Annotated in this window: 25 protein-coding genes; 18 read left to right on the top strand and 7 right to left on the bottom strand. The window is 69.1% G+C overall.

The window, feature by feature from the left end; all coding sequences use genetic code 11:
- Positions 1-92 precede the first annotated feature (92 nt).
- Positions 93-806, top strand: a complete 714-nt coding sequence (locus Aco03nite_RS37430) for a CPBP family intramembrane glutamic endopeptidase (protein WP_203804893.1) — start codon at positions 93-95, stop codon at positions 804-806.
- A 116-nt stretch (positions 807-922) separates the two neighbouring features.
- On the opposite strand, the gene Aco03nite_RS37435 is transcribed toward Aco03nite_RS37430, so the two are convergent.
- Complete coding sequence (locus tag Aco03nite_RS37435) at positions 923-1,504, bottom strand: helix-turn-helix domain-containing protein (protein ID WP_203804895.1); 582 nt, start codon at positions 1,502-1,504, stop codon at positions 923-925.
- A gap of 152 nt (positions 1,505-1,656) precedes the next feature.
- Here Aco03nite_RS37435 and Aco03nite_RS37440 point away from each other — a divergent pair, with 152 nt between their 5' ends.
- From Aco03nite_RS37440 to Aco03nite_RS37455, 4 genes are read left to right on the top strand one after another with little or no spacing between them, the layout of a single operon-like run.
- A complete protein-coding gene (locus tag Aco03nite_RS37440) occupies positions 1,657-3,192 on the top strand; it encodes a purine-cytosine permease family protein (RefSeq protein WP_203804897.1) in 1,536 nt (511 codons plus the stop codon).
- A gap of 9 nt (positions 3,193-3,201) precedes the next feature.
- A complete protein-coding gene (speB, locus tag Aco03nite_RS37445) occupies positions 3,202-4,173 on the top strand; it encodes an agmatinase (protein WP_239145755.1) in 972 nt (323 codons plus the stop codon).
- Complete coding sequence (locus tag Aco03nite_RS37450) at positions 4,170-4,544, top strand: YybH family protein (protein WP_203804899.1); 375 nt, start codon at positions 4,170-4,172, stop codon at positions 4,542-4,544. Before speB ends, Aco03nite_RS37450 begins: the two co-directional genes overlap by 4 nt.
- Positions 4,541-5,869: an aldehyde dehydrogenase family protein gene (locus tag Aco03nite_RS37455; RefSeq protein ID WP_203804901.1), complete on the top strand. Its 1,329-nt coding sequence runs from the start codon at positions 4,541-4,543 to the stop codon at positions 5,867-5,869. The genes Aco03nite_RS37450 and Aco03nite_RS37455 overlap by 4 nt, the downstream gene beginning before the upstream one ends.
- Before the next feature lie 27 nt (positions 5,870-5,896).
- Here Aco03nite_RS37455 and Aco03nite_RS37460 read toward each other — a convergent pair whose 3' ends face one another.
- Positions 5,897-7,060 carry an aminotransferase class V-fold PLP-dependent enzyme gene (locus Aco03nite_RS37460; protein WP_203804903.1) on the bottom strand — a complete coding sequence of 388 codons (1,164 nt, stop codon included), beginning with the start codon at positions 7,058-7,060 and terminating at the stop codon, positions 5,897-5,899.
- Between the two features lie 226 nt (positions 7,061-7,286).
- Here Aco03nite_RS37460 and Aco03nite_RS37465 point away from each other — a divergent pair, with 226 nt between their 5' ends.
- The 10 genes from Aco03nite_RS37465 (at position 7,287) to Aco03nite_RS37510 (ending at position 19,766) form a co-directional block, all read left to right on the top strand.
- Positions 7,287-8,216 (top strand): dihydrodipicolinate synthase family protein, encoded by a 930-nt coding sequence (locus tag Aco03nite_RS37465; protein WP_203804906.1) that lies wholly within the window; start codon positions 7,287-7,289, stop codon positions 8,214-8,216.
- 96 nt (positions 8,217-8,312) lie between these two features.
- Positions 8,313-8,981: a GntR family transcriptional regulator gene (locus Aco03nite_RS37470; RefSeq protein WP_239145756.1), complete on the top strand. Its 669-nt coding sequence runs from the start codon at positions 8,313-8,315 to the stop codon at positions 8,979-8,981.
- Positions 8,982-9,266: 285 nt separating this feature from the next.
- On the top strand, positions 9,267-10,961 hold the full coding sequence (locus Aco03nite_RS37475) for an ABC transporter substrate-binding protein (RefSeq protein ID WP_203804909.1): 1,695 nt from the start codon (positions 9,267-9,269) through the stop codon (positions 10,959-10,961).
- Positions 10,962-10,968: 7 nt separating this feature from the next.
- The gene (locus Aco03nite_RS37480) at positions 10,969-11,922 is read left to right on the top strand and encodes an ABC transporter permease (RefSeq protein WP_203804912.1); all 954 of its coding nucleotides are present in this window, start codon (positions 10,969-10,971) and stop codon (positions 11,920-11,922) included.
- Positions 11,882-12,922 (top strand): ABC transporter permease, encoded by a 1,041-nt coding sequence (locus Aco03nite_RS37485; protein ID WP_239145757.1) that lies wholly within the window; start codon positions 11,882-11,884, stop codon positions 12,920-12,922. The genes Aco03nite_RS37480 and Aco03nite_RS37485 overlap by 41 nt, the downstream gene beginning before the upstream one ends.
- The gene (locus Aco03nite_RS37490; RefSeq protein WP_203804915.1) at positions 12,919-13,731 is read left to right on the top strand and encodes an ABC transporter ATP-binding protein; all 813 of its coding nucleotides are present in this window, start codon (positions 12,919-12,921) and stop codon (positions 13,729-13,731) included. Before Aco03nite_RS37485 ends, Aco03nite_RS37490 begins: the two co-directional genes overlap by 4 nt.
- Positions 13,728-14,567: an ATP-binding cassette domain-containing protein gene (locus tag Aco03nite_RS54295; protein WP_203804918.1), complete on the top strand. Its 840-nt coding sequence runs from the start codon at positions 13,728-13,730 to the stop codon at positions 14,565-14,567. The genes Aco03nite_RS37490 and Aco03nite_RS54295 overlap by 4 nt, the downstream gene beginning before the upstream one ends.
- Positions 14,564-15,850, top strand: coding sequence for an alpha/beta fold hydrolase (locus Aco03nite_RS37500; protein ID WP_203804920.1), 1,287 nt, complete (start codon positions 14,564-14,566; stop codon positions 15,848-15,850). The genes Aco03nite_RS54295 and Aco03nite_RS37500 overlap by 4 nt, the downstream gene beginning before the upstream one ends.
- Positions 15,847-17,199, top strand: a complete 1,353-nt coding sequence (locus tag Aco03nite_RS37505; protein ID WP_203804922.1) for an aminopeptidase P family protein — start codon at positions 15,847-15,849, stop codon at positions 17,197-17,199. Before Aco03nite_RS37500 ends, Aco03nite_RS37505 begins: the two co-directional genes overlap by 4 nt.
- A gap of 11 nt (positions 17,200-17,210) precedes the next feature.
- A complete protein-coding gene (locus Aco03nite_RS37510) occupies positions 17,211-19,766 on the top strand; it encodes a beta-L-arabinofuranosidase domain-containing protein (protein ID WP_203804924.1) in 2,556 nt (851 codons plus the stop codon).
- A gap of 91 nt (positions 19,767-19,857) precedes the next feature.
- Here the strand turns inward: Aco03nite_RS37510 and Aco03nite_RS37515 are convergent, their stop codons facing one another.
- From Aco03nite_RS37515 to Aco03nite_RS37530, 5 genes are all read right to left on the bottom strand, one after another.
- Positions 19,858-20,037 carry a hypothetical protein gene (locus Aco03nite_RS37515; protein ID WP_203804926.1) on the bottom strand — a complete coding sequence of 60 codons (180 nt, stop codon included), beginning with the start codon at positions 20,035-20,037 and terminating at the stop codon, positions 19,858-19,860.
- Positions 20,038-20,210: 173 nt separating this feature from the next.
- A complete protein-coding gene (locus Aco03nite_RS37520; RefSeq protein ID WP_239145758.1) occupies positions 20,211-20,840 on the bottom strand; it encodes a DUF4352 domain-containing protein in 630 nt (209 codons plus the stop codon).
- 159 nt (positions 20,841-20,999) lie between these two features.
- Positions 21,000-21,125: a hypothetical protein gene (locus Aco03nite_RS54300; protein WP_275415939.1), complete on the bottom strand. Its 126-nt coding sequence runs from the start codon at positions 21,123-21,125 to the stop codon at positions 21,000-21,002.
- Positions 21,126-21,366: 241 nt separating this feature from the next.
- A complete protein-coding gene (locus Aco03nite_RS37525; RefSeq protein ID WP_203804930.1) occupies positions 21,367-21,660 on the bottom strand; it encodes a hypothetical protein in 294 nt (97 codons plus the stop codon).
- 33 nt (positions 21,661-21,693) lie between these two features.
- The gene (locus Aco03nite_RS37530) at positions 21,694-22,335 is read right to left on the bottom strand and encodes a Panacea domain-containing protein (RefSeq protein WP_239145759.1); all 642 of its coding nucleotides are present in this window, start codon (positions 22,333-22,335) and stop codon (positions 21,694-21,696) included.
- A 258-nt stretch (positions 22,336-22,593) separates the two neighbouring features.
- Here Aco03nite_RS37530 and Aco03nite_RS37535 point away from each other — a divergent pair, with 258 nt between their 5' ends.
- The 3 genes from Aco03nite_RS37535 (at position 22,594) to Aco03nite_RS37545 (ending at position 25,497) form a co-directional block, all read left to right on the top strand.
- On the top strand, positions 22,594-22,866 hold the full coding sequence (locus tag Aco03nite_RS37535; RefSeq protein ID WP_203804931.1) for a hypothetical protein: 273 nt from the start codon (positions 22,594-22,596) through the stop codon (positions 22,864-22,866).
- 692 nt (positions 22,867-23,558) lie between these two features.
- Positions 23,559-23,798, top strand: a complete 240-nt coding sequence (locus Aco03nite_RS37540; protein ID WP_203804932.1) for a hypothetical protein — start codon at positions 23,559-23,561, stop codon at positions 23,796-23,798.
- A 1,201-nt stretch (positions 23,799-24,999) separates the two neighbouring features.
- The gene (locus Aco03nite_RS37545) at positions 25,000-25,497 is read left to right on the top strand and encodes a hypothetical protein (protein ID WP_203804934.1); all 498 of its coding nucleotides are present in this window, start codon (positions 25,000-25,002) and stop codon (positions 25,495-25,497) included.
- Positions 25,498-25,503 lie beyond the last annotated feature (6 nt).

Consider the following 25,503-nt stretch of genomic DNA (forward strand, 5'->3'; position numbering starts at 1 on the left):
ACTTACACGTTTCGTACGGTCACGAGTTGTACGTCACAGGCTGATGCATTTGTGTGATTTGGCGTACCGTAATCGGATAGGGTCTTGTCCTCGTGCCCCTTTCCCGTTCCCGGCTGACCCTGGTCTTCGGCGCCGTCCTGGTGATCCTGATCGCGGTCAACGTCGCCAACAAGTTCGGCCCCTCCGGCACCGGCCTGGTCGCCGGTCCGCTGGTCGCGCTGCTCCTGATCCTGGTCGGCCGCCGAGCCGGTCTCACCTGGCACGACCTGGGCCTGTCCCGCCGCACCCTGCTGCCCGGCCTGAAGTACGCGGTCGGCGCGGTCGTGGTGGTGGCCGCCGTCTACGCGATCGGGGCGGCGATCCCGTTCACCCGGCCCGCGTTCCAGGACGTCCGCTACCACCTGCACCTGAGCGCCGCCCTGCTGGCCGCGTTCGTGGTGGTCCCGCTCGGCACCGTGCTGCTGGAGGAGGTGGCGTTCCGGGGTGTGCTGATGGGCCTGGTCAACCGGCACCGCGGCGCGGTCTGGGCCAGCATCGTCTCGTCGGTCCTGTTCGGCCTCTGGCACATCCTGCCGTCGCTGCGCCTCAACCAGGCCAACGGCGCGGTCGGCGCGACCTTCGGCACCGGGCTGACCGGCCAGGTGCTGGCGGTCGCGGGGGCGGTCGCATTCACCGCCCTGGCCGGGCTGCTGCTGTGCGAGCTGCGCCGGCGCAGCGGAAGCCTGCTCGCGGCGGCGGCCCTGCACTGGGCCACCAACGGTCTCGGCTTGCTGATCACCGCCGGTCTCGCCGCCCAGATGACCTGACGTCCTGTCGGCCCAGGTGCGGGTAGGCGGCCCACTGGCTGGGCAGTTCCGGTCGCCGCCGCCGGGCAACCGCATCGCGGCCAGTTCGGCGACGGTCAGCCGATCCGCCGACCGGGTCAGGGAGCGGGCGCGAGCACCCAAACGACCTCGCACGGGCCGTCGGTGGCGGCGTTGGACCAGGTGTGCGGCTCGCGGCCGGGGAACGTGAAGGCGTCACCGGCGCCCAGCAGCACCGTGTCGGCGGACAGCCGCAACTCCAGGCTGCCACGGATCACGTAGACGAACTCGACCTCGCAGTCGAGCGTGTACAGCTCGTCGCCGCCGCTGCCACCCGGTTCGACGATCGAGTGGATGACCTGCAGGTGGCTCTGGGTGCCGGGGGTGAGCAGCAGTTCGCCGACCTTGCTGCCGCCGAAGTTGATCGGGCGGCCCTCGCCGGCCCGGACCAGCGACGTGGCGGGTGGTTCGAACAGCTCGCCGACCCGGATGCCGAGCACCTCGCAGATCGACACCAGGGACGCCACCGAGGGGGAGACCTCGTCGCGCTCGAGGCGGCTGATGAACCCCTTGTTGAGGCTCGACGCGTCGGCGACCTGCTGCAACGTGAGCGATCGGGCCTGCCGGGCGGCCCGCAGCCGCCCACCGATCGCGGCACCGGCGGCCGGCGGCTGGGCCACCCGTCGTACCTGCCCTGCCATGAACTCCTCCAGCCGCTTCGTGTTCCGCCGACATTCTCTCGTGTCTGCCCGTCGTGTGGAGCGCCGGGGTGTTAATTCCAAGCAACAAAGGTTGCGTGACAGGAAACTCGGCCCTAGTGTCGCCGCATCAGGTCTCACCTAAGGAACCAGCCATGACCGATAGTCAGCCCGCGATAGCGCGGCCCAAGGTCACCGAGGTCGAGCAGCACGGCATCGACACCATTCCGGCGTCGCACCGGCACTCCCGGCCCATCGACCTGTTCCGCATCCAGTTCGGCGGCACGAACACGTTCGCCACCGTCATCCTCGGCACCTTCCCGATCCTGCTCGGCCTGAACCTGTGGCAGGCCGTCGCGGCCACCCTCACCGGCGTGGTCGTGGGCACCCTGTTCCTCGCTCCGATGGGCCTGTTCGGGCCGCTGACCGGCACCAACAACGCGGTCGCCTCGGGCGCCCACTTCGGCGTACGCGGCCGGATCGTCGGTTCGTTCCTGTCCCTGCTGACCGCCATCGCGTTCTACTCGATCTCGGTCTGGGTCAGCGGCGACGCCGTGGTCGGCGCCCTGGTCCGGCTGGCCGGCGTGCCCGACTCCGACCTGCTGCGCGCCGTCGTCTACGCGCTGCTCGGCGCGATCGTCATCGTCGTGGTCATCTACGGCTACGCGTTCATGCTGCTGGTCAACAAGATCGTGGTGTTCGGCAACACCGCGCTGATGCTGCTCGGCATCGTCGCGCTCGGCGGGAACATCGACCTGGGCTACAACCCCGGCCCGGACGCGTACGCCCTCGGCTCCTTCTGGCCGACCTTCGTGCTGTCCGCCCTGATCGTGATGGGCAACCCGATCTCGTTCGGCGCGTTCCTCGGCGACTGGTCGCGGTACATCCCGGCCGGCACCAAGCCGTCCCGGGTGCTCGGCGCCACCTTCGCCGCCCAGGCCGGCAGCCTGGTCCCGTTCATGTTCGGCGTCTTCACCACCACCCTGGTCGCCGATCAGGCCGACTACATCATCGCCCTGATCAACGTCTCGCCCGCCTGGTACGCGCTGCTGCTGATCGTGGTCGCGTTCCTGGGTGGTCTGTCCACCGGCATCACCGCCCTGTACGGCACCGGCCTGGACTTCTCCTCGGTCTTCCCGCGCCTCAACCGGGTCAAGGCGTCGCTGTTCATCGGCGCGCTCGCGTTCGTCTTCATCCTCGTCGGCCGGCTCGCCTTCGACCTGCTGGCCAGCGTGAACGCGTTCGTCGGCGCGATCGTCATCTGCACCACCCCGTGGATGGTGATCATGACGATCGGGTACTTCGTCCGCCGCGGCCACTACCGGGAAGCCGACCTTCAGGTGTTCAACCAGGGCCGGGAGGGTGGCGCCTACTGGTTCGACAAGGGCGTCAACTGGCGCGGCATGGCCGCCTGGATCCCGGCCGCGATCGCCGGCCTGCTGTTCGCCAACTATCCGCCGCTGATCCAGGGCCCGTTCAAGGACGCCGCCGGGGGAGTGGACATCAGCCTGCTCGTCTCGATCGGCACCGCCGCGGTCCTCTACCTGGGCCTGCTCTTCCTGAAGCCGGAACCCCGGTATGTCTTCGGCCCCGAGGGCGCCCGTCTCGTCCCCTCGAAGGAAGAGCCGCTGCCGGACGTCGTCGACGACCACAAAGCCTCCGAGCACCGCATCAAGACCCGTACCAGCTAAGGATTGATCTTGTCCGTTCCCCGTATCGTCCAGGACGGCCGCATCGGCCAGGTCGACGCGACAGTGGTGCCCCGGTTCGCCGGCCCGGCCACCTTCGCCCGGCTGCCCCGCATCGACGAGGTCTCCGACGTCGACGTCGCCGTGATCGGCGTGCCGTTCGACGCCGGTGTCTCCTACCGCCCGGGCGCCCGGTTCGGTCCCGCCCACGTCCGTGAGTCCTCGCGCCTGCTGCGGCCGTACAACCCGGCGGCCGACGTGTCGCCGTTCGCCAGCCAGCAGGTCGTCGACGCCGGTGACCTGGCGGTGAACCCGTTCAGCCTGGACGAGGCGATCACGCAGATCGAGGCCGGCGCCCGGTCGATGCTGGAACGGGCCGGGAGGCTGGTCACCATCGGCGGCGACCACACCATCGCCCTGCCGCTGCTGCGGGCCGTCGCCGCACAGCACGGGCGGGTCGCCGTGGTGCACTTCGACGCGCACCTGGACACCTGGGACACCTACTTCGGGGCCACGCACACCCACGGAACCCCGTTCCGGCGCGCCTCCGAAGAAGGCCTGATCGACACCTCCGGGTGCCTGCACGTGGGCACCCGGGGGCCGCTCTACTCCTCCCGTGACCTGGTCGAGGACAAGGAACTGGGCTTCCACGTGGTCCCCAGCGTGGAGATCGACGACCTGGGGGCGCGCGGCATCGCCGAACGCATCCGCGACCGGGTCCAGGACCGCCCGGTCTACCTGTCCATCGACATCGACGTGCTCGACCCGGCGTTCGCCCCGGCCACCGGCACCCCCGAGGCCGGCGGCATGACCAGCCGGGAACTGCTCGCCGTGCTGCGCAGTTTCGGCCAGCTGAACCTGGTCGGCGCGGACGTAGTCGAGGTCGCCCCGGCCTACGACCACGCCGAGATCACCGGGATCGCGGCCGCGCACACCGTCTACGAGATCCTGTCCGCGCTCGCACCCCGCGAGGAGGCCCCGTGACACCCCTGGACGCCGCCCGGCGACTGGTCGCCGCGTTCGCCGCGCACGACACCGCCGGCTATTTCGGCTGCTTCGCCGCCGACGCGACGTTCCTGTTCCACACCACACCGGGGCTGTTGCGGTCGCGGTCCGACTACGAGCAGTTGTGGTACGGGTGGGAGCGCGACGGATTCCGGGTGCTCTCGTGCGATTCGTCGGACCAGCACGTCCAGGAGTACGGCGACACCGCGATCTTCACCCACCGCGTACGGACGACGGTGTTTCTGGAAGGCTCGGAGCAGATCCTCTCCGAACGCGAGACGATCGTCTTCCGCCGCGACGGCGACACCTGGCTCGCCGTGCACGAACACCTGAGTGGAGATCCCGCGTGAGCAGTTACCAAGTTGTCGACCCCGCCACCGGGGAACTCGTCGCGTCGTTCCCGACCGCCACCGACGCCGAGGTCACCGCGGCCGTCGACAGCGCCCACCACGCGTACACCACGTGGGCGCGCGGGGCCGCGGCCGCCGACCGGGCCGCCCTGATCGGCCGGGTCGCCGCCCTGCACACCGAACGCCGTCAGGAACTGGCCACCGCGATCCACCAGGAGATGGGCAAGCCGCTCGACGACGCCCTCGGCGAGGTCGACTTCTCCGTCGCGATCTACCAGTACTACGCCGACAACGCGGTGGCGTTCCTCGCCGACGAGCCGATCACCCTCCTCGAGGGCGAGGGCTCCGCGGTGGTGCAGCGCCGCCCGCTCGGGGTGCTGCTCGGCATCATGCCGTGGAACTATCCCGCCTACCAGGTGGCCCGGTTCGCCGGCCCGAACCTGGCGGCCGGCAACACCATCGTGCTCAAACACGCCCCGCAGTGCCCGGCGTCGGCGACCCTGCTCGCCGACATCTTCCGCGACGCCGGGTTCCCGGACGGCGCCTACGTCAACGTGTTCGCCACCAACGAGCAGATCGAGACGGTGATCGCCGACCCGCGGGTGCAGGGCGTGTCGCTGACCGGTTCGGAACGTGCCGGGGCGGCGGTCGCCGAGATCGCCGGCCGGCACCTGAAGAAGGTCGTCCTGGAACTCGGCGGCTCCGACCCGTTCATCGTGCTGAGCAGCGACGACCTGGACGCCACCGTGCAGGCCGCGGCCGCCGCCCGCCTCGACAACACCGGGCAGGCCTGCAACGCCGGCAAGCGGTTCATCGTGCATCGCGACCTGTACGACGAGTTCCTGCCCCGGTTCACCGCCGCGGTCCTGGCCACCCCGCCCGCGCCGTTGTCCTCGGCGGCCGCCGCCTCCCGGCTGGAGGCCCAGGTCACCGCGGCCGTCTCCGGCGGGGCGACTCTGGCGACCGAGGGCTCCCGCGACGGCGCCTGGTACCCGCCGGGTGTGCTCACCGGGGTCGGCGACTTCGCCGAGGAACTGTTCGGCCCGGTCGCGATGGTGTTCAAGGCCGACGACGAGGCCGAGGCCGTGCGGATCGCCAACGACACCCCGTACGGCCTCGGGTCCTATGTCTTCACCACCGACCCGTCGCAGGCCCTGCGCGTCGCCGACCAGCTCGACACCGGCATGGTCTTCATCAACGGCGTCGGCGCCGAGGGCGCGGAGCTGCCGTTCGGCGGTGTGAAGCGCTCCGGCTTCGGCCGCGAACTGGGTCGCTACGGCATCGAGGAGTTCCTCAACCGCAAGATGATCCGTACCGTCGGCTGACGCCCGGCATCGTCCGGTGCGGGGCGATCAGGTCTTCGACCAGGTGGTGAGGGTGGGGACGCAGCGGGCGGCGAAGGTCTCGTAGTCGGACCGGGTGTTGTAGGCGTGGGCGGACAGGCGCAGGTAGCCCTGGCCGTCGAAGGTGCCGAAGGCGCACTCGGCGTTCAGTTCGGCCAGCACCCGGGCCCGGAGCGCGTCCGGGGCGCCGGCCGCCGCGCCCAGGGTTCCGGGCAGCCGGACCAGGCGCATCGGCCCGGCCGGCATGCCCACCGGCACGGTGTGGTCCTCGCCGGTGATCGCGGTGAACGCGGCCGCGACCAGGGCGGCGCCCTCGGCGGCGAGGTCCCCGGTGTACTCCCGCACCCGCTGCCAGCCCCACCGGCGCTCGATCTCCGCCCAGGCGTGCGGGGCGGTGAGCTGGGCGGTGACGTCCAGGGTGCCCTGCACGTCGAAGCGGGCCGGGAACGGCTCCGGCGTCCCCCACGAGTCGATCACCGGGTGCAGACGGGCGCCGTCCCGGGCGATCAGGACCGCCGCGCCGGGCGGGGCACAGGCGTACTTGTGCAGGTTGCCGATCCAGTAGTCGCAGTCCAGGCCGTCGAGGGGCCGGTCGAGCAGCCCGGGGACGTGGGCGCCGTCGACGAGCACCGGGATGCCGCGTTCCCGGGCGGCGGCCGAGATCGCGGCCACCGGCAGGTACCGCGCGGTGGGGGCGGTGACGTGATCGATCACCACGAGCGCGGTGTGCGCGGTGAGACCGTCGATCACCGCGGCGGCTGCCTCGTCCGGCCCGGCCCCGAGGGGGACGTGTACCCGGCGGACCGGGGCCCGGCGTTCGGCGGCCATCGTGACGGCCCCGTATCCGTGGTCGGTGACCAGGATGTCGCTGCCGGCCGGAATGTCGACGGCGTTCAGGACGGCCGTCGCGCCGGCGCTGGCGTTCGGTACCAGGGCGAGACGGTCGTGCGGGACGCCGAGACAGTCGGCGACCTGGACACGGGCGGCGGCGACCCGGGCGGGCAGACCGGCGAACCAGCGAACCGGCGCGGCGTTCATCTCGGCCCGCAGAGCGTCCTGGCGCACCAGGGTCGATGCGGGTGCCGCGCCGAACGAGCCGTGATTGAGATGGAGCAGGTCGTCACTGAGAAGCCAGGCGGCGCGAGCGGGACGCCCGTCGGGGAGTTGAAGCACAGTGAAATGTTACAGAAGAGCGCTCGATGCAGGAAGAAGGCCAGTTCGCTGGGAAGAAGTGCGATGAATCCCCACTGTCGATTCCCTCCGCTAAGAGCATGTGACATAGTACAGCTGCTAGGGCCGCACCTGCGGACAGCCTGCTCGACGTGGGCCGGACCGCAAACCGCCCCGACGCGGTTCCCGCCGGACCGGGGGAACTCGCCACCACCGGAGAGGATGCCGGATGAGCCCCGAGCCCACCGACCTTCGCGGAGTCATCGTCGCCACCGCGCTGCCCTACAAGGAGAACCCGTCCGCGCCGGCCGGTCTCGAGGTCGACTACGACAGGTTCGCCGAGCACTGCGACTGGCTGATCGGCAACGGCTGCCGTGGAGTCGGCCCGAACGGCTCGCTCGGCGAGTACTCGTCGCTCACCGACGCGGAGCGCCGCAAGGTCATCCAGGTCGCCGTGGAGACGGTCGGTGACCGCGGTGTCGTCGTCGCCGGTGTGCACGGTCCGGGCTGGCACCAGGCCAAGCACTGGGCCGAGCTGGCCGCCGAGGACGGCGCGCACGGCCTGCTGTCGCTGCCGCCGACCATGTACCGGGCCAGCGACGCGCAGGTCATCGAGCACTACGCCAAGCTCAGCGAGGTCGGCCTGCCGATCATGATCTACAACAACCCGATCGACACCAAGGTCGACCTGCGCCCCGACCTGGTCGCCGAGATCGCCGCGCTGCCGAACATCTCCGCGATCAAGGAGTTCAGCGGCGACGTCCGCCGGCTCTTCGCGATCAAGGAACTCTGCGACATCGACGTGGTCGCGGGCGCCGACGACGTGCTGTTCGAGCTGATGGCCGACGGCGCCGTCGGCTGGTTCGCCGGCTTCCCGAACGTCTTCCCCCGCGAGTCGGTGGAGATCTACGAGCACATGCTGGCCGGCCGGTTCGTGGCGGCCCGCGAGCTGTACAAGCACCTCGTCGCGGTGTTCCGCTGGGACTCCCGGGTCGAGTTCGTGCAGGCCATCAAACTGAGCATGGACCTCGTCGGACGGTACGGCGGCCCGTGCCGCCCGCCGCGCGGCCCACTGACCGCCGAGCACCACGCGCAGGTCACCGCGGACACCGGTCGGGCGGTCGCGGCACTGGAGAAGCACCGAGCGCCGGCGGTCTGACCACCGCCGCCGGCGTTGCGGAACCGCTGAGTGCCGTACTCTGTGTTCGCTGAGCGAATCTGCGCAGTGTGACATTTTACAGATGGAGGATTGCCGGTGAGTCTGTCGGTCATCGGGCCGGTCGAGGTGGGCGTCAGCCTGCGGGGCACCGTGGAGGACGCGGTCGCCGCCGCGATCGTCTCGGGGGAACTCGCGCCGGGCACCCTGGTGACCGCCCCGACCCTCGCCGCCCGGTTCGGCGTGTCCGCCACGCCGGTCCGCGAAGCCATGCTCAACCTGCAGAAACGCGGGTTCGTCGATGTGGTGCGCAACAAGGGTTTCCGGGTCACCGACGTCAGTGAGCAGGACCTCTGGGAGATCGTGCGGATCCGGCAGCAGCTGGAGAGCCCGCCGATGCGTGAGATCGCCCGGACCCTGCAACCCGAGCAGGCCGCCGAGCTGCGGGTGAAGGCGCAGGACATCGTGGACGCCGCGGCGGCCGCCGACCTGTCCGGTTATCTCACCGCCGACCTGGTCTTCCATCTGCGGCTGCTCGGACTGCACGGCAACCGGCGGCTGATCGAGCTGGTCAAGGACCTGCGGCAGCAGACCCGGATGGTGGGGCTGGCCGACATGGTCGGAACGGCCGAGCTGGCCCGGTCGGCGGCCGAGCACCACACCATGATCGACCTGCTGGAAGCCCGCGACGGCCGGGGCGCCGAAACACTGATGAATGCGCACATCGGGCACGTCCTGGGCTGGTGGAGCGGCCGCTCCGAGGACTGAACCCGCTGCTCACGAGGCCGGCCACGACACCGTGGCCGGCCTTCGTGCTGCCCGGGACCGGTGCCGGCGGAGAAATTTGATCTCCAGTTTGTAAAAAGTTGCCCGGGACCTATCGCGAGAGATGTGTGACATACTACTGTTCCCTCAAGTGACCGGGGTCGCATTGATCCGGCACTGCCGCAGGTCACCGAGATGACTGCCGCGGACGTTCCGACCCCGCATGGTGCGCACCCGATTCGCCGCGGTGACTGCGTGATGCGCTCCTCTGAGGAAGGCAGAACCCTCTTGAAACGAACCACACCCCCCGTGGCCCTGGCCGGGCTGACGGTCTCCGTTCTGGCCCTGCAAGCCTGCTCCGGCGGTGGATCCACCACCACCGGCGGCGCCGCGACCGGCGGCGCCGCGGTCAAGGGCGGCACCGTCACCGTCCTGCAGACCACCGACTTCTCCCACCTCGACCCGGCCCGCGGCTTCGACGGCGGCGTCAACGCGTTCTACCGGCTGGTCTACCGCACGCTGGTCACCAAGGCGGCGAACGACGCGGCCGACCCCAACGCGATGGTGCCCGACCTGGCGCAGGGCCTCGGCGAGGTGTCCGCGGACGGCCTGACCTGGACGTACAAGATCAAGCCCGGGGTCAAGTTCGACACCGGCGCGGCGATCACCAGCAAGGACGTCAAGTTCGGCATCAGCCGCGCCTGGGATCCGGAGATCGGCATCGGCGCCCCCTACCTGCGCCAGCTGCTCGCCACCCCGGACACCTACAAGGGCCCGTACCAGTCCGGCGAGAACCCGGCCATCGAGACCCCGGACGACACCACGGTCGTCTTCAAGCTCAAGGCCCCGTTCCCGGAGTTCGACGCGGTCCTGTCGATGCCCAGCGCGGTGCCGTTCCCGGTCGGGACCGGCGGCGGCAACGAGTTCATCAACGACATCGTCGCCTCCGGCCCGTACGACCTGGAGGCCTTCACCCCGGGCAGCACCATCAAGCTCAAGCGTAACCCGAACTGGGACGCCGCCACCGACACCGAGCGCAAGGCGTACCCGGACGGCTGGAACTTCGCCATCGGCATCGACGGCGCCACCATCGACGAGCGGCTGATCGCCGGCCAGGGCGCCGACGTCAACGCGATGGCCGGCTCGGTGCAGACCGCCACCATCGCCCGGCTGCAGACCCCGCAGCTCAAGGACCGGGTGGTCAAGGCCCCGTCGACCTGCCTGACCTACGTCGGCCTGAACACCAGCAAGAAGAACATCAGCGACGTCCGCGTCCGTCAGGCCATCAACCTGGCGGTGGACAAGACCACGCTGCTCAACGCCACCGGCGGCAACCAGTTCGCCACCATCGCCTCGACGATCATCCCGTCGAACGTCTCCGGGCACGCCGACTACAACCTGTACCCGAGCACCGGCGACACCGGTGACGTGGAGAAGGCCAAGGCGCTGCTCACCGAGGCCGGGCTGCCCAACGGCTTCACCCTGACCCTGGACATCCGCACCCGCCCGGTCGCCCAGGCGCAGGGCGAGGCGATCCAGCAGAGCCTCAAGCGGGTCGGCATCGACGTCAAGCTCAACGTGATCGACGCCGCCACCTACTACGAGACGATCGCCACCCCGTCGCAGCAGAACGACGCCGCGATCACCGGCTGGTGCCCGGACTGGGCGTCCAGCGCCTCCACGTTCCTGCCGCCGCTGTTCGACGGCCGGCAGATCACCGACAAGGGCAACCAGAACCTCGCCCAGCTCAACGACCCGGCGATCAACACCGAGATCGACCGGATCAAGGCGCTCACCGACCTGACCGAGGCCAACAAGGCCTGGGGCGAGCTGGACCAGAAGATCATGGAGCTGGCGCCGATCGTCCCGGTCAACGTGGAGAACCGGATCTACCTGCCCGGATCGAACGTGGCCGGTCTGGTGGCCCCGCAGGGCGACCAGGACTACGCCATCATCGGTCTCAAGGACGCGTCGAAGGGCTGACCTGAACGTGTCGATATCGTCCACCGAACTGGAAGCCGCGGGAGCGCCGGACAACGGCGCCCTCGTGGCGGCCACGGACCCCCGCCGCAGCGTCTGGCACGTCCTGCTGCGCGACCCGTCGGCCATCGCCTGCCTCGTCTACATCGGCATCGTCGTCCTGATGGCGATCTTCGCGCCACTGATCGTCAAGGTCAGCGGCTGGGGACCGTACGACTTCGACCAGACCGCGATCGACCCGAACCTCGGCGGCATCCCGCTCGGGTCGTTCGGCGGGATCTCCGCGGACCACTGGCTCGGCGTCGAACCGCAGAGCGGCCGGGACATCTTCGCCCGGATCGTCTACGGCGCCCGTGCCTCGATGCTCATCGCGGTGGGCGCGACGGCGCTGACGACCGTGCTCGGGGTCGTGTTCGGCCTGCTCGCCGGATACTTCGGTGGACGGACCGACATGGTGATCTCCCGGCTCATGGAGTTCCTGATGGCGTTCCCCGCCCTGATCTTCATGATCGCGGTGCTCTCCGCGCTGCCCGCCGACAACCGGCAGTACCTCCTGGTGCTGGTCATCTCGGTGTTCGGCTGGCCGTACCTGGCCCGGATCGTGCGGGCCCAGACCATGTCGCTGAAACAGCGCGAGTTCGTCGAGGCCGCCCTCGCGTCCGGCGCCTCCCGGACCCGGCTGGTCTTCACCGAGATCCTGCCGAACCTGCGCTCCACCATCCTGGTGATGGTCACCCTGGCGGTGCCCGGCTACATCGGCACCGAGGCCGGGCTCTCCTTCCTCGGTGTCGGCGTGGTGCCGCCCACCCCCTCGTGGGGACAGATGATCTCCAGCTCGGTCGGCTGGTACTCCGTCGTCCCCACCTACTTCCTGGTGCCGGGCACGTTCCTGGCCCTGCTGGTGCTCTCCTTCATGGTCCTCGGTGACCGTGTCCGGTCGGCCGTCGATCCCGGAGGCCGCTGACATGACCCGCTATCTCGTCAACCGGGTCCTCGGGATGCTCCTCGTCCTGTTCCTGGTGGCCCTGTTCACCTACATGGTCTTCTTCCTGCTCTCGCCGGACCCGGCGGTGCAGATCTGCGGCAAGACCTGCACCCCGGAGCGGATCGACCAGATCCGCGCCAACCTCGGACTGGACGACCCGTTCCCGGTGCAGTTCCTGCACTTCCTGGAAGGACTGTTCCTGGGCCGCGACTACGGCACCGGGGCGAGCGCCGTGCACTGCTCGGCGCCCTGCCTCGGCTACTCGTTCCAGAGCGCCCAGGTCGTCACCGACATGATCGTGCAGCGCCTGCCGGTCACCGCCGTCGTCGCGATCGGCGCCGCGGTGCTCTGGCTGCTCGCCGGCGTCATCGGCGGCCTGCTCAGCGCGGTCCGCGAGGGCCGGTTCACCGACCGGTTCATCACCGCCCTCACCCTCGGCGGCATGTCGGTCCCGAACTACGTGCTCGCCCTCGCGCTGCAGTACGTCTTCGTCGTCCAGCTCCAGTGGCTGCCCTTCCCCCAGGCGGTCCCGTTCGCCGACGACCCGGGGCAGTGGTTCCTCAACTTCATCCTGCCGTGGACCGTCCTCGCCATCGGGTACGCCTCCTCGTACACCCGGCTCACCCGGGCCAACGTGATCGACACCCTGAGCGAGAACTTCGTGCGCACCGCCCGGGCCAAGGGCCTGCGACCGCACCTGGTGTGGCGGCGGCACGCGCTGCGGCCGGCGCTCACCCCGATCGTCACCATCGCCGGCATGGACTTCGCCGGCCTGCTCGGCGGCGCGCTGATCACCGAGACGGTGTTCGGCATCAACGGCGTCGGCAAACTGGCCGCCGACTCGATCACCAAGAACGACCAGCCGGTGATCATGGCGGTCACCCTGCTCGCGGCGTTCTTCGTGGTGGTCGGCAACATGGTGGTCGACCTCCTCTACTCGGCGATCGACCCCCGGGTCCGGGCGGGAGCGACCACATGAGCCTCTTGCGGGTGAACGATCTGACCGTGAAATTCGGCGACGTGACCGTGGTCGACGGGCTCGGCTTCGAACTGCCGAAGGGCGGCTCGCTCGGCATCGTCGGCGAGTCCGGCTCCGGCAAGTCGATGACCAGCCTCGCCGTGATGGGCCTGCTGCCCAAGGGCGCGCTGTGCACCGGGGAGATCAGCTTCGACGGGATCGACCTGAACACCCTGTCCGAGCGGCGGATGCGGGAGATCCGTGGCGACCGGATCGCGATGATCTTCCAGGACCCGCTGTCGTCGCTGAACCCCTACTACACCGTCGGCACCCAGATCGCCGAGGCGTACCGCTCGCACCGCTCCGGCGTGAGCCGCCGCGCCGCCCGCCAGGTGGCGATCGAGGCGATGGAGCGGGTGCACATCAAGGAGGCCGGGCGGCGGGTCGACGACTACCCGCACCAGTTCTCCGGCGGCATGCGCCAGCGGGTGATGATCGCGATGGCGCTCAGCACCGAACCCGAGCTGATCATCGCGGACGAGCCGACCACCGCCCTGGACGTCACCGTGCAGGCCCAGATCCTGGACCTGCTCGCCGAGGTCCGCCGGGACACCGGCGCCGCCCTCATCATGATCACCCATGATCTGGCGGTGGTCAGCGAGGTCGCCGACACCGTCGTGGTGATGCGCTACGGCGACGTCGTCGAGACCGGCAGCACCGAACAGATCTTCTCCGATCCGCGGCATCCCTATACCCAGGCTCTGCTCGACGCGGTGCCGCGCATCGACGACGAGATCGGCGACCTGCGTACCCTCGGAGGTGGATCGTGACCGGCGAACTCCTGCTGCGCGCCCGCGACCTGGTCAAACAGTTCCCGGTGGCCGGTACCGCCGGGCTGTTCCGGCCGGCCCGGCTGTTCACCGCCGTCGGCGGTGTCTCGTTCGACCTGCACGCCGGCGAGACCCTGGCCCTGGTCGGCGAGTCCGGCTCCGGCAAGTCGACCACCGCGCGCCTGGCCGCCCGGCTCCTCGACGTCACCTCCGGCACCGTCGAGCTGGCCGGTCAGGACGTGACGACCCGCAAGGGCAAGGACCTGGCGGCGGTACGGCGTACCGTCCAGGTGGTCTTCCAGGATCCGTTCTCGTCCCTCAACCCGCGGCACACCGTCGAACGGATCGTCACCGCGCCGCTGCTCTACCAGAAGCGGGACATCCCCGGCGGCTCCCGCGAATTCACCCGCACCCTGCTGGACAGGGTCGGGCTCAACCCCGACTGGCTGAACCGCTACCCGGCCCAGTTCTCCGGCGGGCAGGCCCAGCGCATCGGCATCGCCCGTGCCCTGGCCGTCGGGCCCCGGGTGCTGGTCTGTGACGAGGCGGTCTCCGCCCTCGACGTGTCGGTCCAGGCCCAGATCATCAACCTGCTGCGCGACCTGCAGGCCGAGGAGGGCTTCGGCTGCCTCTTCATCGCCCACGACCTGGCGGTGGTCCGGCAGATCGCCACCTCGGTCGCGGTGATGACCGCCGGGCGGGTGGTCGAGGCGGGGGACCGGGACACCGTGTTCGGCGACCCGCAGCACGAGTACACCCGGCGGCTCCTCGCCGCCGTCCCGCGGATCCGCCCCGAGTGGGAGGCCGCACGGCGAGCGAAGGCGGCGGCCCGATGACAGTGGAATACCCGATCCCGGGCGCGTGGGTGCGGGAGTTCACCGTGCCGGTGCCTCTGGACTGGTCGGACGAGACGGCCGGGACCATCGAGGTCTTCGTCCGGGAGCTGTCCGACCCGGAACGCCGGCACGACGACCTGCCGCTGCTCACCTACCTGCAGGGCGGGCCGGGCGGAGCCAACCCGCGGCCGCTCGGTGTGGACGGCTGGATCGCCGAGGCGCTGCCCGACCACCGGGTGATCATGGTGGATCAGCGTGGCACCGGGCGCAGCACACCCGTCGACGGGGCGGTGATCTCGCGGTTCCCCGATGGGAAGGCGGCCGCCGATCATCTGCTCAAGTTCCGGGCGGATTCGATCGTCCGGGACCTGGAACACGTACGGCGAAATAGTTATGGCGGTAAGAAGTGGGCGACGCTGGCCCAAAGTTTCGGGGGATGGCTGACCCTCACCTACCTCTCCGTCGCGCCGGAGGCGCTGACCGCTTGTTACGTCTGCGGCGGCATCCCCGGCCTGCCGCCCGACCCGGACGAGGTCTACCGGCGCACCTTCACCCGGGCCGCCACCAAGACCGCCGACTTCTACGCCCGCTACCCGCAGGACATGGACGCCGTGTCCGCCATCGCCGACCGGCTCGCCGACGGTGACGTGCTGCTGCCGGACGGCTCGCCGCTGTCCGTCCAGCGGTTCCAGAGCCTCGGCGGCGACCTCGGCTTCGGGCCCGGCCACCTGCGCCTGCACTGGCTGGTGTCGGAGGCGTTCCACCCGGCCGGGCACCTGACCACCGGCTTCCTGGAGACCGTGCTGACGAAGACGTCGAACGCGTCCAACCCGCTGTTCTGGACCCTGCAGGAGACCATCTACGGCGACGGCGGCAACGGCCCGTTCCGCTGGTCCGCGCAACGCGAACGGGACCGCCGCCCGGAGTTCGGCACCGATGTGCGCCCACTGCAGTTCACCACCGAGATGGCCTTCCCCTGGATGTTCCAGGAGGTCACCGCGCTGCGGCCGTTCGCCGCCGCGATGGAGGAACTGGCCGGGATCACGACCTGGACCCCGCTGTACGACACCCGGCGGCTGGCCGAGAACGAGGTCCCGCTCGCCGCCGCCGTCTACTTCGACGACGTGTTCGTCGACGAGGGCCTGCAACGGAACACCCTCGCCCGGCTCGGCAACAGCCGGGCCTGGGTGACGAACGAGTTCGAGCACGACGGCATCGGCAGCGGACGGGTCTTCACCCACCTGCGCGAGATGGTCCGCGACCGAGGAGGAGTCCGACGATGACACAGCCCCGCCCGCCCTGGGCCGGTACCAAACCGCCCCGGCTGGCCGACGACAGCCCCGGATTCCTGGCCGCCATCGGTCAGGGCTGGGCCACCCGGCAGGTGCCCGCGCCGGTCGACCCGGCCGCCGCGAAAGCCGCCGCCGACCACCGGGAACGGCTCAGCGCCGCGCTGCCCGGCGAGACGATCGTGCTCGCCGCCGGCGGCGCCAAGAACCGCAACGGCGACGCCGACTACGCGTTCCGGGCCGACAGCGACTTCGTCTGGGCCACGTCCTGCCAGGTCGAAGGCTCGATCCTGGTGATGACACCCCGGCCCGGTGGCCACGACGCGGTGCTCTACATGCCGCCACCGGCCCGGCCCGGGGAACGTGACTTCTTCGCCAGCGCCGCGTACGGCGAACTGTGGGTGGGCCCCTCGGCCGGTCTGGACGACTGGTCGTCGGCGCTGGACCTGCCGGTACGGGCGCGCGAGTCGTACACCGAACCGTCCTCGTTCGTCTCCGGCGCGGTGGCCGCCTCCGACCTGCGCATGATCAAGGACGACTGGGAGATCGGCCAGCTCCGGGCGGCGATCGACGCCACCGTGGACGGCTTCGCCGCGGTCGCCGCCGAGGTGCCCCGGGCGATGACCGACGGGCTCGGCGAGCGCTGGCTGCAGGGCACCTTCGACAGGCACGCCCGCACCTTCGGCAACGGCCCCGGCTACAGCACCATCGTCGGCTCCGGGCCGCACGCGCCGATCCTGCACTGGGTGCGCTGCGACGGCCCGATCCTGCCCGGCGAGACACTCCTGCTCGACATGGGGGTGGAAGCGCGGTCGCTGTACACCGCCGACGTCACCCGGACCCTCCCGGTCGGCGGCGGATTCACCCCGGCCCAGCGCCAGGTCCACGACCTGGTCGAGGCCTCGCACCGGGCGGGCATGGCCCAGGTCCGGCCCGGAGCCCGGTACTCGGACTTCCACTTCGCCTCGATGGAGGTCCTCGCCCGGGGCCTCGCCGACTGGGGACTGCTCGGAGTCTCGGTGGACGAGGCGCTCGCCCCCACCGGGCAGCAGCACCGCCGGTACATCGTCTGCGGCGTCGGCCACCACCTGGGACTCGACGTGCACGACTGCGGCGCCTCGGTGTACGACAACTACCATGGGGCCGACCTGCGCGAGGGCATGGTCCTGACCGTGGAGCCGGGGATCTACTTCCACGCCCACGACGAGACGGTGCCGCCGGAGTTGCGCGGCATCGGCGTCCGGATCGAGGACGACCTGCTGGTCACCGCGACCGGGCACGAGGTGCTGTCCGGGGCGCTGCCGATCGACGCGGCCGGTCTCGAAAAGTGGGCGGCCCGATGACCTTCTCGCCGTTGAGTGATGTCCGGCTGCACGACGGGGTGCACTCCCGGGCCCAGGAACAGATGCTGCACCTGGCGCGCGAATATCCCGTGGACCGGCTGCTGGCGGTGTTCCGGGCCAATGCGGGTCTGGACACCCGGGGCGCGCTGCCGCCGGGGAACTGGGAGGACTTCGGGCACGGCGAGGAGGAGCCGTGGTCCGGCTCCGACTATCCCGGGGCGGGAGTGGCACAGACCGCCTCACTACTCCGGGGGCACTATGCCGGGCATTTCCTGTCGATGCTGGCTATCGCCTACGGTTCAACCGATGAATTGATTTTTAAGGACAAATCGGACGAGATGGTCGCCGGGCTGGCCGAGGTGCAGCAGGCCCTCGCGGCCACCGGGCGGTTCAGCCATCCGGGCTTCCTGGCCGCGTACGGCGAATGGCAGTTCACCCGCCTGGAAGACCTTGCGCCGTACGGCGAGATCTGGGCGCCCTGGTACACCTGCCACAAGATCATGGCCGGGTTGCTCGACGCCTACCAGCACACCGGCAACAAGCAGGCCCTCGACGTGGTGACCAGGATGGGCCACTGGGCGGCCCGCAGCATCCTCGCCGTCGACCCGGTCCAGCGGCAGCGCATGTGGTCGCTCTACATCGCCGGCGAGTACGGCGGCATGAACGAGAGCCTCACCGTCCTGCACCGGATCACCGGCGAACAGATCTTCCTGGACGCCGCCGCGGCCTTCGAGATGGATGCGTGGCTGGCCGGGGCGGCCGCCGGGCACGACGTCCTCGACGGCATGCACGCCAACCAGCACCTGCCGATGCTCGTCGGGCACCTCACCCAGTACGAGGTCACCGGTGAGCGGCGCTACCTGGACGCGGTGCTGAACCTGTGGGACCAGATCGTCCCCGGGCGCACCTTCGCGCACGGCGGCACCGGCGAGGGCGAACTGTGGGGCCCGGCCGGGGCGGTGGCCCGGTTCATCGGCCGCCGCAACGCCGAGTCGTGCGCCACCTACAACCTGCTGAAGATCGCCCGCGGGCTGTTCACCCACACCCGGGACGTGAAGTACCCGGACTACATCGAACGCGCCTCGCTCAACCACATGGTCGGCTCCCGCGCCGACGTCGTCTCGGACCACAGTCCCGAGGTCGTCTACATGTACCCGGTCGACCCGGGCGCGGTCCGCGAGTACGACAACGTGGGCACCTGCTGCGGGGGCACCGGCCTGGAGAGCCACGTCAAACACCAGGAGTCGATCTGGTACGCCGAACCCGGCGAACTCTACGTCCTGCAGTACGTGCCGTCCCGGCTGACCTGGGCGGACGGCGACGTGGTACTGCAGACCCGCTACCCCCGGGACGGCGAGATCACCCTGACGATCGGCTTCACCGCCACCGTCACCCTGCACCTGCGGATCCCGCCGTGGGCGCGCGGCCGGGCCGGGGCCCGGGTCGGCGAGGAGTCCCAGCCGGCCGGCGACGGGGAGTTCGTGACGATCCGCCGCGACTGGCGGGCCGGGGACGTCGTCACCCTGACCCTGCCGATGCCGTTGCGCCTCGTCCCCACCCCGGACGACCCGGCGCTGGTCAGCCTCGAACTCGGGCCGACAGTGCTGCTGGCCCGCGACGACGCCACGACGACACTCTCCGTGGCGCCGGCCGGGGCGCGGCTCCTGGACGGCAGCATCACCGGGTTCACGGTGGACGACGACCTGGTCACCGTCCTCGGGCACACCTTCGAACCGGCCTGGTCCGGCGGTGATCACCGCTACCACGTCTACCTGCGGCTCGACGACGCGGACATCCTGTTCCACGGCAGCGACCCCGGCGTACCGAACCGTCGCGACCAGGACGGCTGGTCGTTCCTGGGGGCGCTCTGGGCCGGCGGCGGATACGCCACGGTCGGGGAGTTCTTCGGCGCGGTGCACCAGTACGTCGTACAGGCGGCCGGTAAAGGTCTGCTGAGCCGGGCGGAAGCCGAAGCGGTGCTGGTCGCGGCGTCGGCGAGCACCCTCGCCGACGGTGTCCATGTCATCGCGGAACTGCCGCCGGACGTGGGCGCGGAGTCGGCGGCGCCGGTGATCCGGATCGACGTGACGGGGGAGCGGGCGTCGTCCGGCTGGTACACCTCGCTGCCGTCGTGCTCCGTCACCGTGGTCTCGCCGGGCCCGGGGATCGGATCGGTGGAGATCACCCTCGACGGTGCGGAGTGGACGCCGGTCGAGGGCCCGGTGGCTCTGCCGGCGGACGGCCGTCACCTGGTCCGGGCCCGGGCCACCGACGTGTCCGGGCGTATCGTGCACGTGTCCCGCGAGATCGACGTCGACACCGCCCCGCCGGGCGCGTCGGCGCGGGTCCGGTCGCTGGGCCGCAGCGTCGAGGTGACACTGGACGCGGTCGACGACGTGTCCGGCGTGGACCGCATCCAGTGGCGGACCGCTGAGACGTTCTGGGGTGTCTTCCAGGAGCCGTTCACCCGGGCCCTGCACGACGATCCGCAGACTCTGGAGTTCACCGCCACCGACCGGGCCGGGAACACCACACCGGTCCAGACGGTGACCCTGCCCGCCCTCTGAGAATCCGTCAGGCGGCGAACATCGCCCGGTGACGTTCCGCCCGATCGCGGAACGTCACCGGTCTGCGGCCTGCTCGCGGGCCCGGCCCTGGTCAGGAACGGGACTGGGTCCCCAGCACGTCGACGGCCCAGATCACCAGGAAACCGGCGGCGGCCAGGGCGACCACCGCCAGGCCGATCATCAGCAGGAACGAGCGCGCCACCGACACGGCCCGGTCCTTGCCGGACGAGGACGGCTGGGGCTCGGGCGACTCGTCCTCGAACTCGAACATGCGCCGAACTATAACTTCAGCGCGGTGTAGGTGCTCATGGGGCTGAGGATAGCCAGGTGAGAGGCTGGATCCTCGGCTTCTTGATGTCGGGGCATCGGGAACCCCGCGGGGACGCCTCCACTGCTGCCAGTAGCCAGCCCATCACCAACGAGCCAGCACCACCAGCCTCACAGTCAGGACAGCGGCACCTTGATGCCGGGCGTGAACGCCGACTCGTGCAGCACGATCGACGCCAGTTTCGTCCCGGCTGGCACGTCGAAGGCAATCTTGCCTTTCACCTGGTTGCCGGGGTTGATGTTCTCGTAGAACGTCGACCCGTCATCGTTGGCCGCCATGCTCGCGCCCGAGTCCACGTCGTAGGTGTTCCCGGCCGCATCGGTGGCCTTCTGCGATGAATCGGCGAACGCCTCCGCCGACGTAGAAGTGTTCTTGATCGTCACCGAGACGACACAGAACTCACCCTGCGCCTTCGACCCGAACCGGCCACCGACCTGCTTCTGCCCGCATTTCATGCCGGTCACCGTGAACTCGAACTTGCCGTCCGTCGCAGCCTTGTTCATTTCCCCGGCAACCGCGTTCTCGCCCTTCTGATTCGCATCCATCTCACCGGCCGCATCCGACGCCACCTTCGCAGCACCGCCGAGGCAGGCAGTGAACAGGCCGGCACAACCACCACCGACCACCAGGATCCCGACGAGGATCCACAGCCAGACGCGGCGCTTCGTAGGCGGCGGCCCGTACCCACCGGGCCCGTAGTCGGGTTGTGGAGGCAGAGGCTGGCCGGGTTGAGGCGGGTAGGTCACGACAAGGCTCCGTGCCGGGCAGGTTGAGGGCTGGTTGACGTGGCCGGGTAACCAGCCCGGAAACCCGGCCACACCCACCACCAACTTCGGCATCGAAGTAGCGGTGTGGCGCGAACGGGCCAAACCCGAGAACTGAAAGTCGGTCACCACCTCAGCCGATCATCCACAGACGGTGATGCGGCAGTCCGGGATCTCGATCGTCAACCCGCCGTCCGACAGGCCCGCATCCAGGCCCGGTCGGCGCATCAACACCGCGACCCTCGCATCCATCGACGTGTCCAGCACCTAAAAGACCGAGCGGCAACTCACGCCGGCGGGTTGAAGCCGACCTGGGCGCGCATGGCCGCCAGCTTCTCCGGCGTCAGCTGGGCGCGGTGCTCAGCGAGTCGGGTCCGCCAGCGGGCCTACCCGGACTCGGTGACGACCAGGCCGAGCGACGGGTCGAAAACGCCGTCGTCTCGAGTGCTCGTGTCCTGCTCCATGGTTCGAGGAGTCGCATGACGGTGAGGCGGTAACCGCCGACAATCTAAATCCAGCCCGAGTCCCGGTAGACCACCTCGCCGGGAAGCCCGTAAGCGCGCGGGTTGATGTCGAAGTCGCAGGCGAACTGCTGGTTGGCCGAGTAGTCGTCAGGATGCCGGCTGCCCCAAATGATCACCTGGTGTCGTTCGCCGCCGGCATCCACAGGTGCCGCGTCGATGGAGGGATCGCGTTCGCACTGGTATTTCCAGTCCTGGTAGGCGCGCTGCACCACGTCGGAACCGGAACCGATGTCGTCGGGGAAGTCTTTCAGCACCCACAGTCTGTTCGTGTCGCTCATCGGTCCTCCTGACGCAGTGCAGTGCGCGGCGGGCTACCGGGAGTGGCGGGTCGCCCATGCTGCCATCTGGGTTCGGGTGGGGCGTCCGTCCGTCGGGTCGTCGACCTCTTCGGGACGGGTGAACCAGTCTCGAAGCCACGCCCCTTCGATGCGCGGTCCGACGGTGGACTTCATCGCCAGCTGCCACGGCACTGATGTACGGATCAGGGTGCGGAGGTCGGCTGGCGATAGGTCGGCGTAGCGCGTCAGCATCCGGTTGATCGTGTTCAGGGCGCCAGTCGGAGGGGATTCGGGTTCGCTGGGGTCGGCCTGGTAGTCGACGGCGATTCCGTGGTCGGTGGCGTAGATGGCCTCGGTGAACAGCGGGTCGCCGCCGAGGGCGAGGTGGTGGCCTTGGGCGAAGAACAGCAGGAGATCGCGTTTCGGGTCGGACAGCCGCGGCCGGTTGATTTCTATGGTCTTGATGACGGAGATGATGCTCGAAGTCATCGCGGCACGGTACTGGTCAATGACTGATCCACTCGCTCGGGCGTTCGGGCCAGTCAGGTGCGACTCGTCGGCCGATACCGCCGTCTGGGGCACGTGGCGCACCTCCCTCAAACTGCTGCCATCACGAAAGGTATCGATGCCACTACTGCTTTGGTGTCGGATCAGGGACTGGTCGGTATTGGTCATCATCGCTCCATTCGAGAACTCGGTGGGGTTGCGATCAGACGGGGTTCTCGGTGATGCGCCGGCCGCGGTCGTACCGACCGACCTGACGGCTCCAAGCGGTCAGCAGCGGGCCGATCTCTTCGTCGGGCACCTGGGCAGGTGTTCTCGTGAGCCATCTCGCCCGCGGCGAGGTCGGCAACGATCCGTGGGCGTACGTGCGGCCCGGCAGCGCGGGTGACACTTGGACCGCGGATAGGGGCTGTTCGGTAGCGTCCTGGCATGCAGCACTTCACCAACGACGACGCCGGCTACCTGGCGTGGGTTGCCGCAAACCCTGCCGGGCATGTTCTCAATGCCAACCGAGATCCCGACCCCAGCCATTTTCGGCTTCATCGGGCCGATTGCCGCTACGTGCAGGGCACTCCTGGCAACGGGGTCCGCTGGACCCACCTTTACCCGAAGGTTTGCGGAACGCGTCCCGAGTTGGAGGCGTGGGTACGCGATGAGGTTACGGACGGGCAGATCCACGGCTGCTCCAACTGCCGTACCTGAGGGCCCGCCTGCGAGACGAACGCGTGGCGCCGTCGAGGCTCCTGTCTCGAATTCATCCGATATCGGCCATACCGTTATTGGCGCATGTATGGCGTTAAAACTAAAAGCCCCGAAATGCGGCAAGGTGACCTGGTAGTAATCGATCAAACTGACAGGAAGGTGGTGCCACCCGTGAACCCCGAAAACGTTTGGTCGGTTGAGCTGAACTAGCGGGAGGTGGACGAACTTGCCCGCTGGTTCAACCAAAACTTGGATCTCAGGGGACGAAAGCATCAGTTGCAACCCGCGCCCCTGCCGATAGCACGCAACTTTGAACGGTCACTGCTGCAGGCGCGCACCCCGAATGACTCTCGGTGGATCACTGAAGAGACTGCGGCAATCGTGACCAGTTCAGGGTGGTGCAGCGGAGCCCTATGTAGACCGCATCGATGTGGACCTCGTGGCGCTTGGGCTTGCTGCTCATCCGAAAGGTGTGCGCAATTAGGTCACCTCAGATGGTTACGGTGTTGCATCCGGCTTGGCAAGCCAGTTCGCCCGCGCCTTGAGGTGCCGGGCGTCCTCCAGCACGTTTGTGCTGCCGGGCCGGCTGATTCGGCAGCCGGGGTTCCCCTGCGCTGGCCACCTCCGACTGCACCGTGGTCAGAATTTCCGTTGGCGGCTCGGGCCAGCGCCAGCTGTCGCATGATGACGGCATGGCAAAGGTCAACGTTTTCGGGCGCCTTGTTGAGCCCGGCATCCACCGCCGCGTGGCCGGAAACGGGCGCCGAGGTCCAGCATCGCTCGAAGTCGACCCGGATGCAACTGCCTGGTGGATCGACGCCAATCAGGTTCGGCGTCCGGCGACAAGTGCAGACCTGAACTACCTCTTCAACGAGAAGTACAAGGACACAACGGTCGAGCACACACCCTGGCCTGGCCCTGCCCCGAAATGACCGCTCACATCTGGAAACCGTTCGGCCGGAGCCACGCGCCCTCGGTGGGTTTGACCCCGTAGCGAAGTGCGTCCAGCCCGTGGCCGTCAACCTTGATGGGGGAGTCCTCGCCTTTGGCGGCCTTCTTCTCATCCCACGAGTAGCCGGGGAACTCGTCGATTGCGACGGGTTACCGGGGTTGGCGGTGGCGAACAATCTCGCGCCGGGCACCGAAATCCGGGCGAGGAGCCGCGTCCAGTACGCCTCGGGCACGAGGGTGGCTTCATCGACGTAGGCGCCGGCGCAGGTCCTGCCTCGCAGCCGGTTTTCGGCGCGGGAGTCGTTGGTGGTGATGACCTCAACGGTGCGCCCCGGGATGGTCGCCGTACCGCGCCCGTCCTTATGTTCATGCGCGGTGGCGTGGGCAATCGACATTTCCTGCTTGTCCGACAGTTGCGGTTCCGGCATCCCCGCTGCCGTGCTTCTGCTGCAGGCCTTCCAGCAGGGTGCGAGCAGTGAGCCTATCGTGCCGGGGTCACTGAAATCGTGTCGTTCGAGCACCAGATGCTTGTCGATCGCGGTGGCTGCGGACACGAGTAGGTCGTTGGCCTTGTCCAGGAACCGTTGGGCGGTTCTTACTTTCAAGACCTTGTTGTCGAGGGCCGCCGCCTCCGTGGTCATTTTCAGGTCTGCCCGGTCGAATGCGGTGGTCACACCAGCGTCCTTTGGCGATCTTTGGGAGGGTGCCGACGCCCACTCCGTGATCGCGGGCGATCTGGGTACGGCCTTTGGTACCTGCGTTGACGTCGGCAAGAATCGCTGCTCGTTTGTCGTCGGGGATGCGGGAGGGCATGACACGCTTCGTAACTTTCCGTAGGCGATCGGGGTGTCAGCCCGAGAATCCTGGTACTTCGGTCACGCTGTGTTGCTGGGATCCGCGACACATCTCAGCGCCGCCCGACGATGACGTCGCTGTCCGGGTCGGCGTCGGGCTGCTCGGCCTCGGCCGGCACGACGGGGTGGGCTCCTCCAGAACGGTGGGCTCGAACCCGTCGTCGGCGGTGTTCGCGGCCTGCTTCATGTCGGCGAGCGACCGGGCGATGGCGTCGACCCTGGCCTGCACGGGTCTGGTGTCCGAATCGGTGGTTGTGGTGGACGCGCGGTTGATTGACGGTCATGCGTGGACCGCGTTGGGTGGTCGGGAACCTACGGAAGGATCCGCGTGACTCGCCTGTTCCGCTTCCTGGCCTTGTGCGTGACCGTTGCTGTTGCTGGTTGCGGAGGTCCGGCCGCCGACACTGCCGCTGCACCGCCTGCTCCTGTCGTCTCGGCGGCGTCGGTGGCTCCGCCGTCGCCCAGCCCGTCGCCGTCGCCGTCGCCGTCGCCGTCGACGTTCTCGCCGACGCTGCCGACGCAGATGACGGATTCGGGTGGCAGTTGTATCAGCAAGGGCAGCTGCGGCTACTACGTGGCGGGTTCGTCCTGCAAGGGCGTGGAGTGGTGCAAGAAGGCGAACCTGGTGGAGCCGGGGATCTACTTCACGGTGGGCAGTGATGATCCGTCCGAGTGTGTGTGGGAGGTGTCTCAGCCGCCGTCGTATGACTTTTTCGATGGCGGTTATGCGACGGGCGAGACGAGGGCTTTGGTGCGCAAGGGGTCGATTTTCAGTGTGAAGGATTGCCCGGCTACATGGGTGTGGACGGCTCAGGAGCCGTCGTAGTCGGCG

Source organism: Actinoplanes couchii (assembly GCF_016862075.1).
Lineage (GTDB): Bacteria > Actinomycetota > Actinomycetes > Mycobacteriales > Micromonosporaceae > Actinoplanes > Actinoplanes couchii.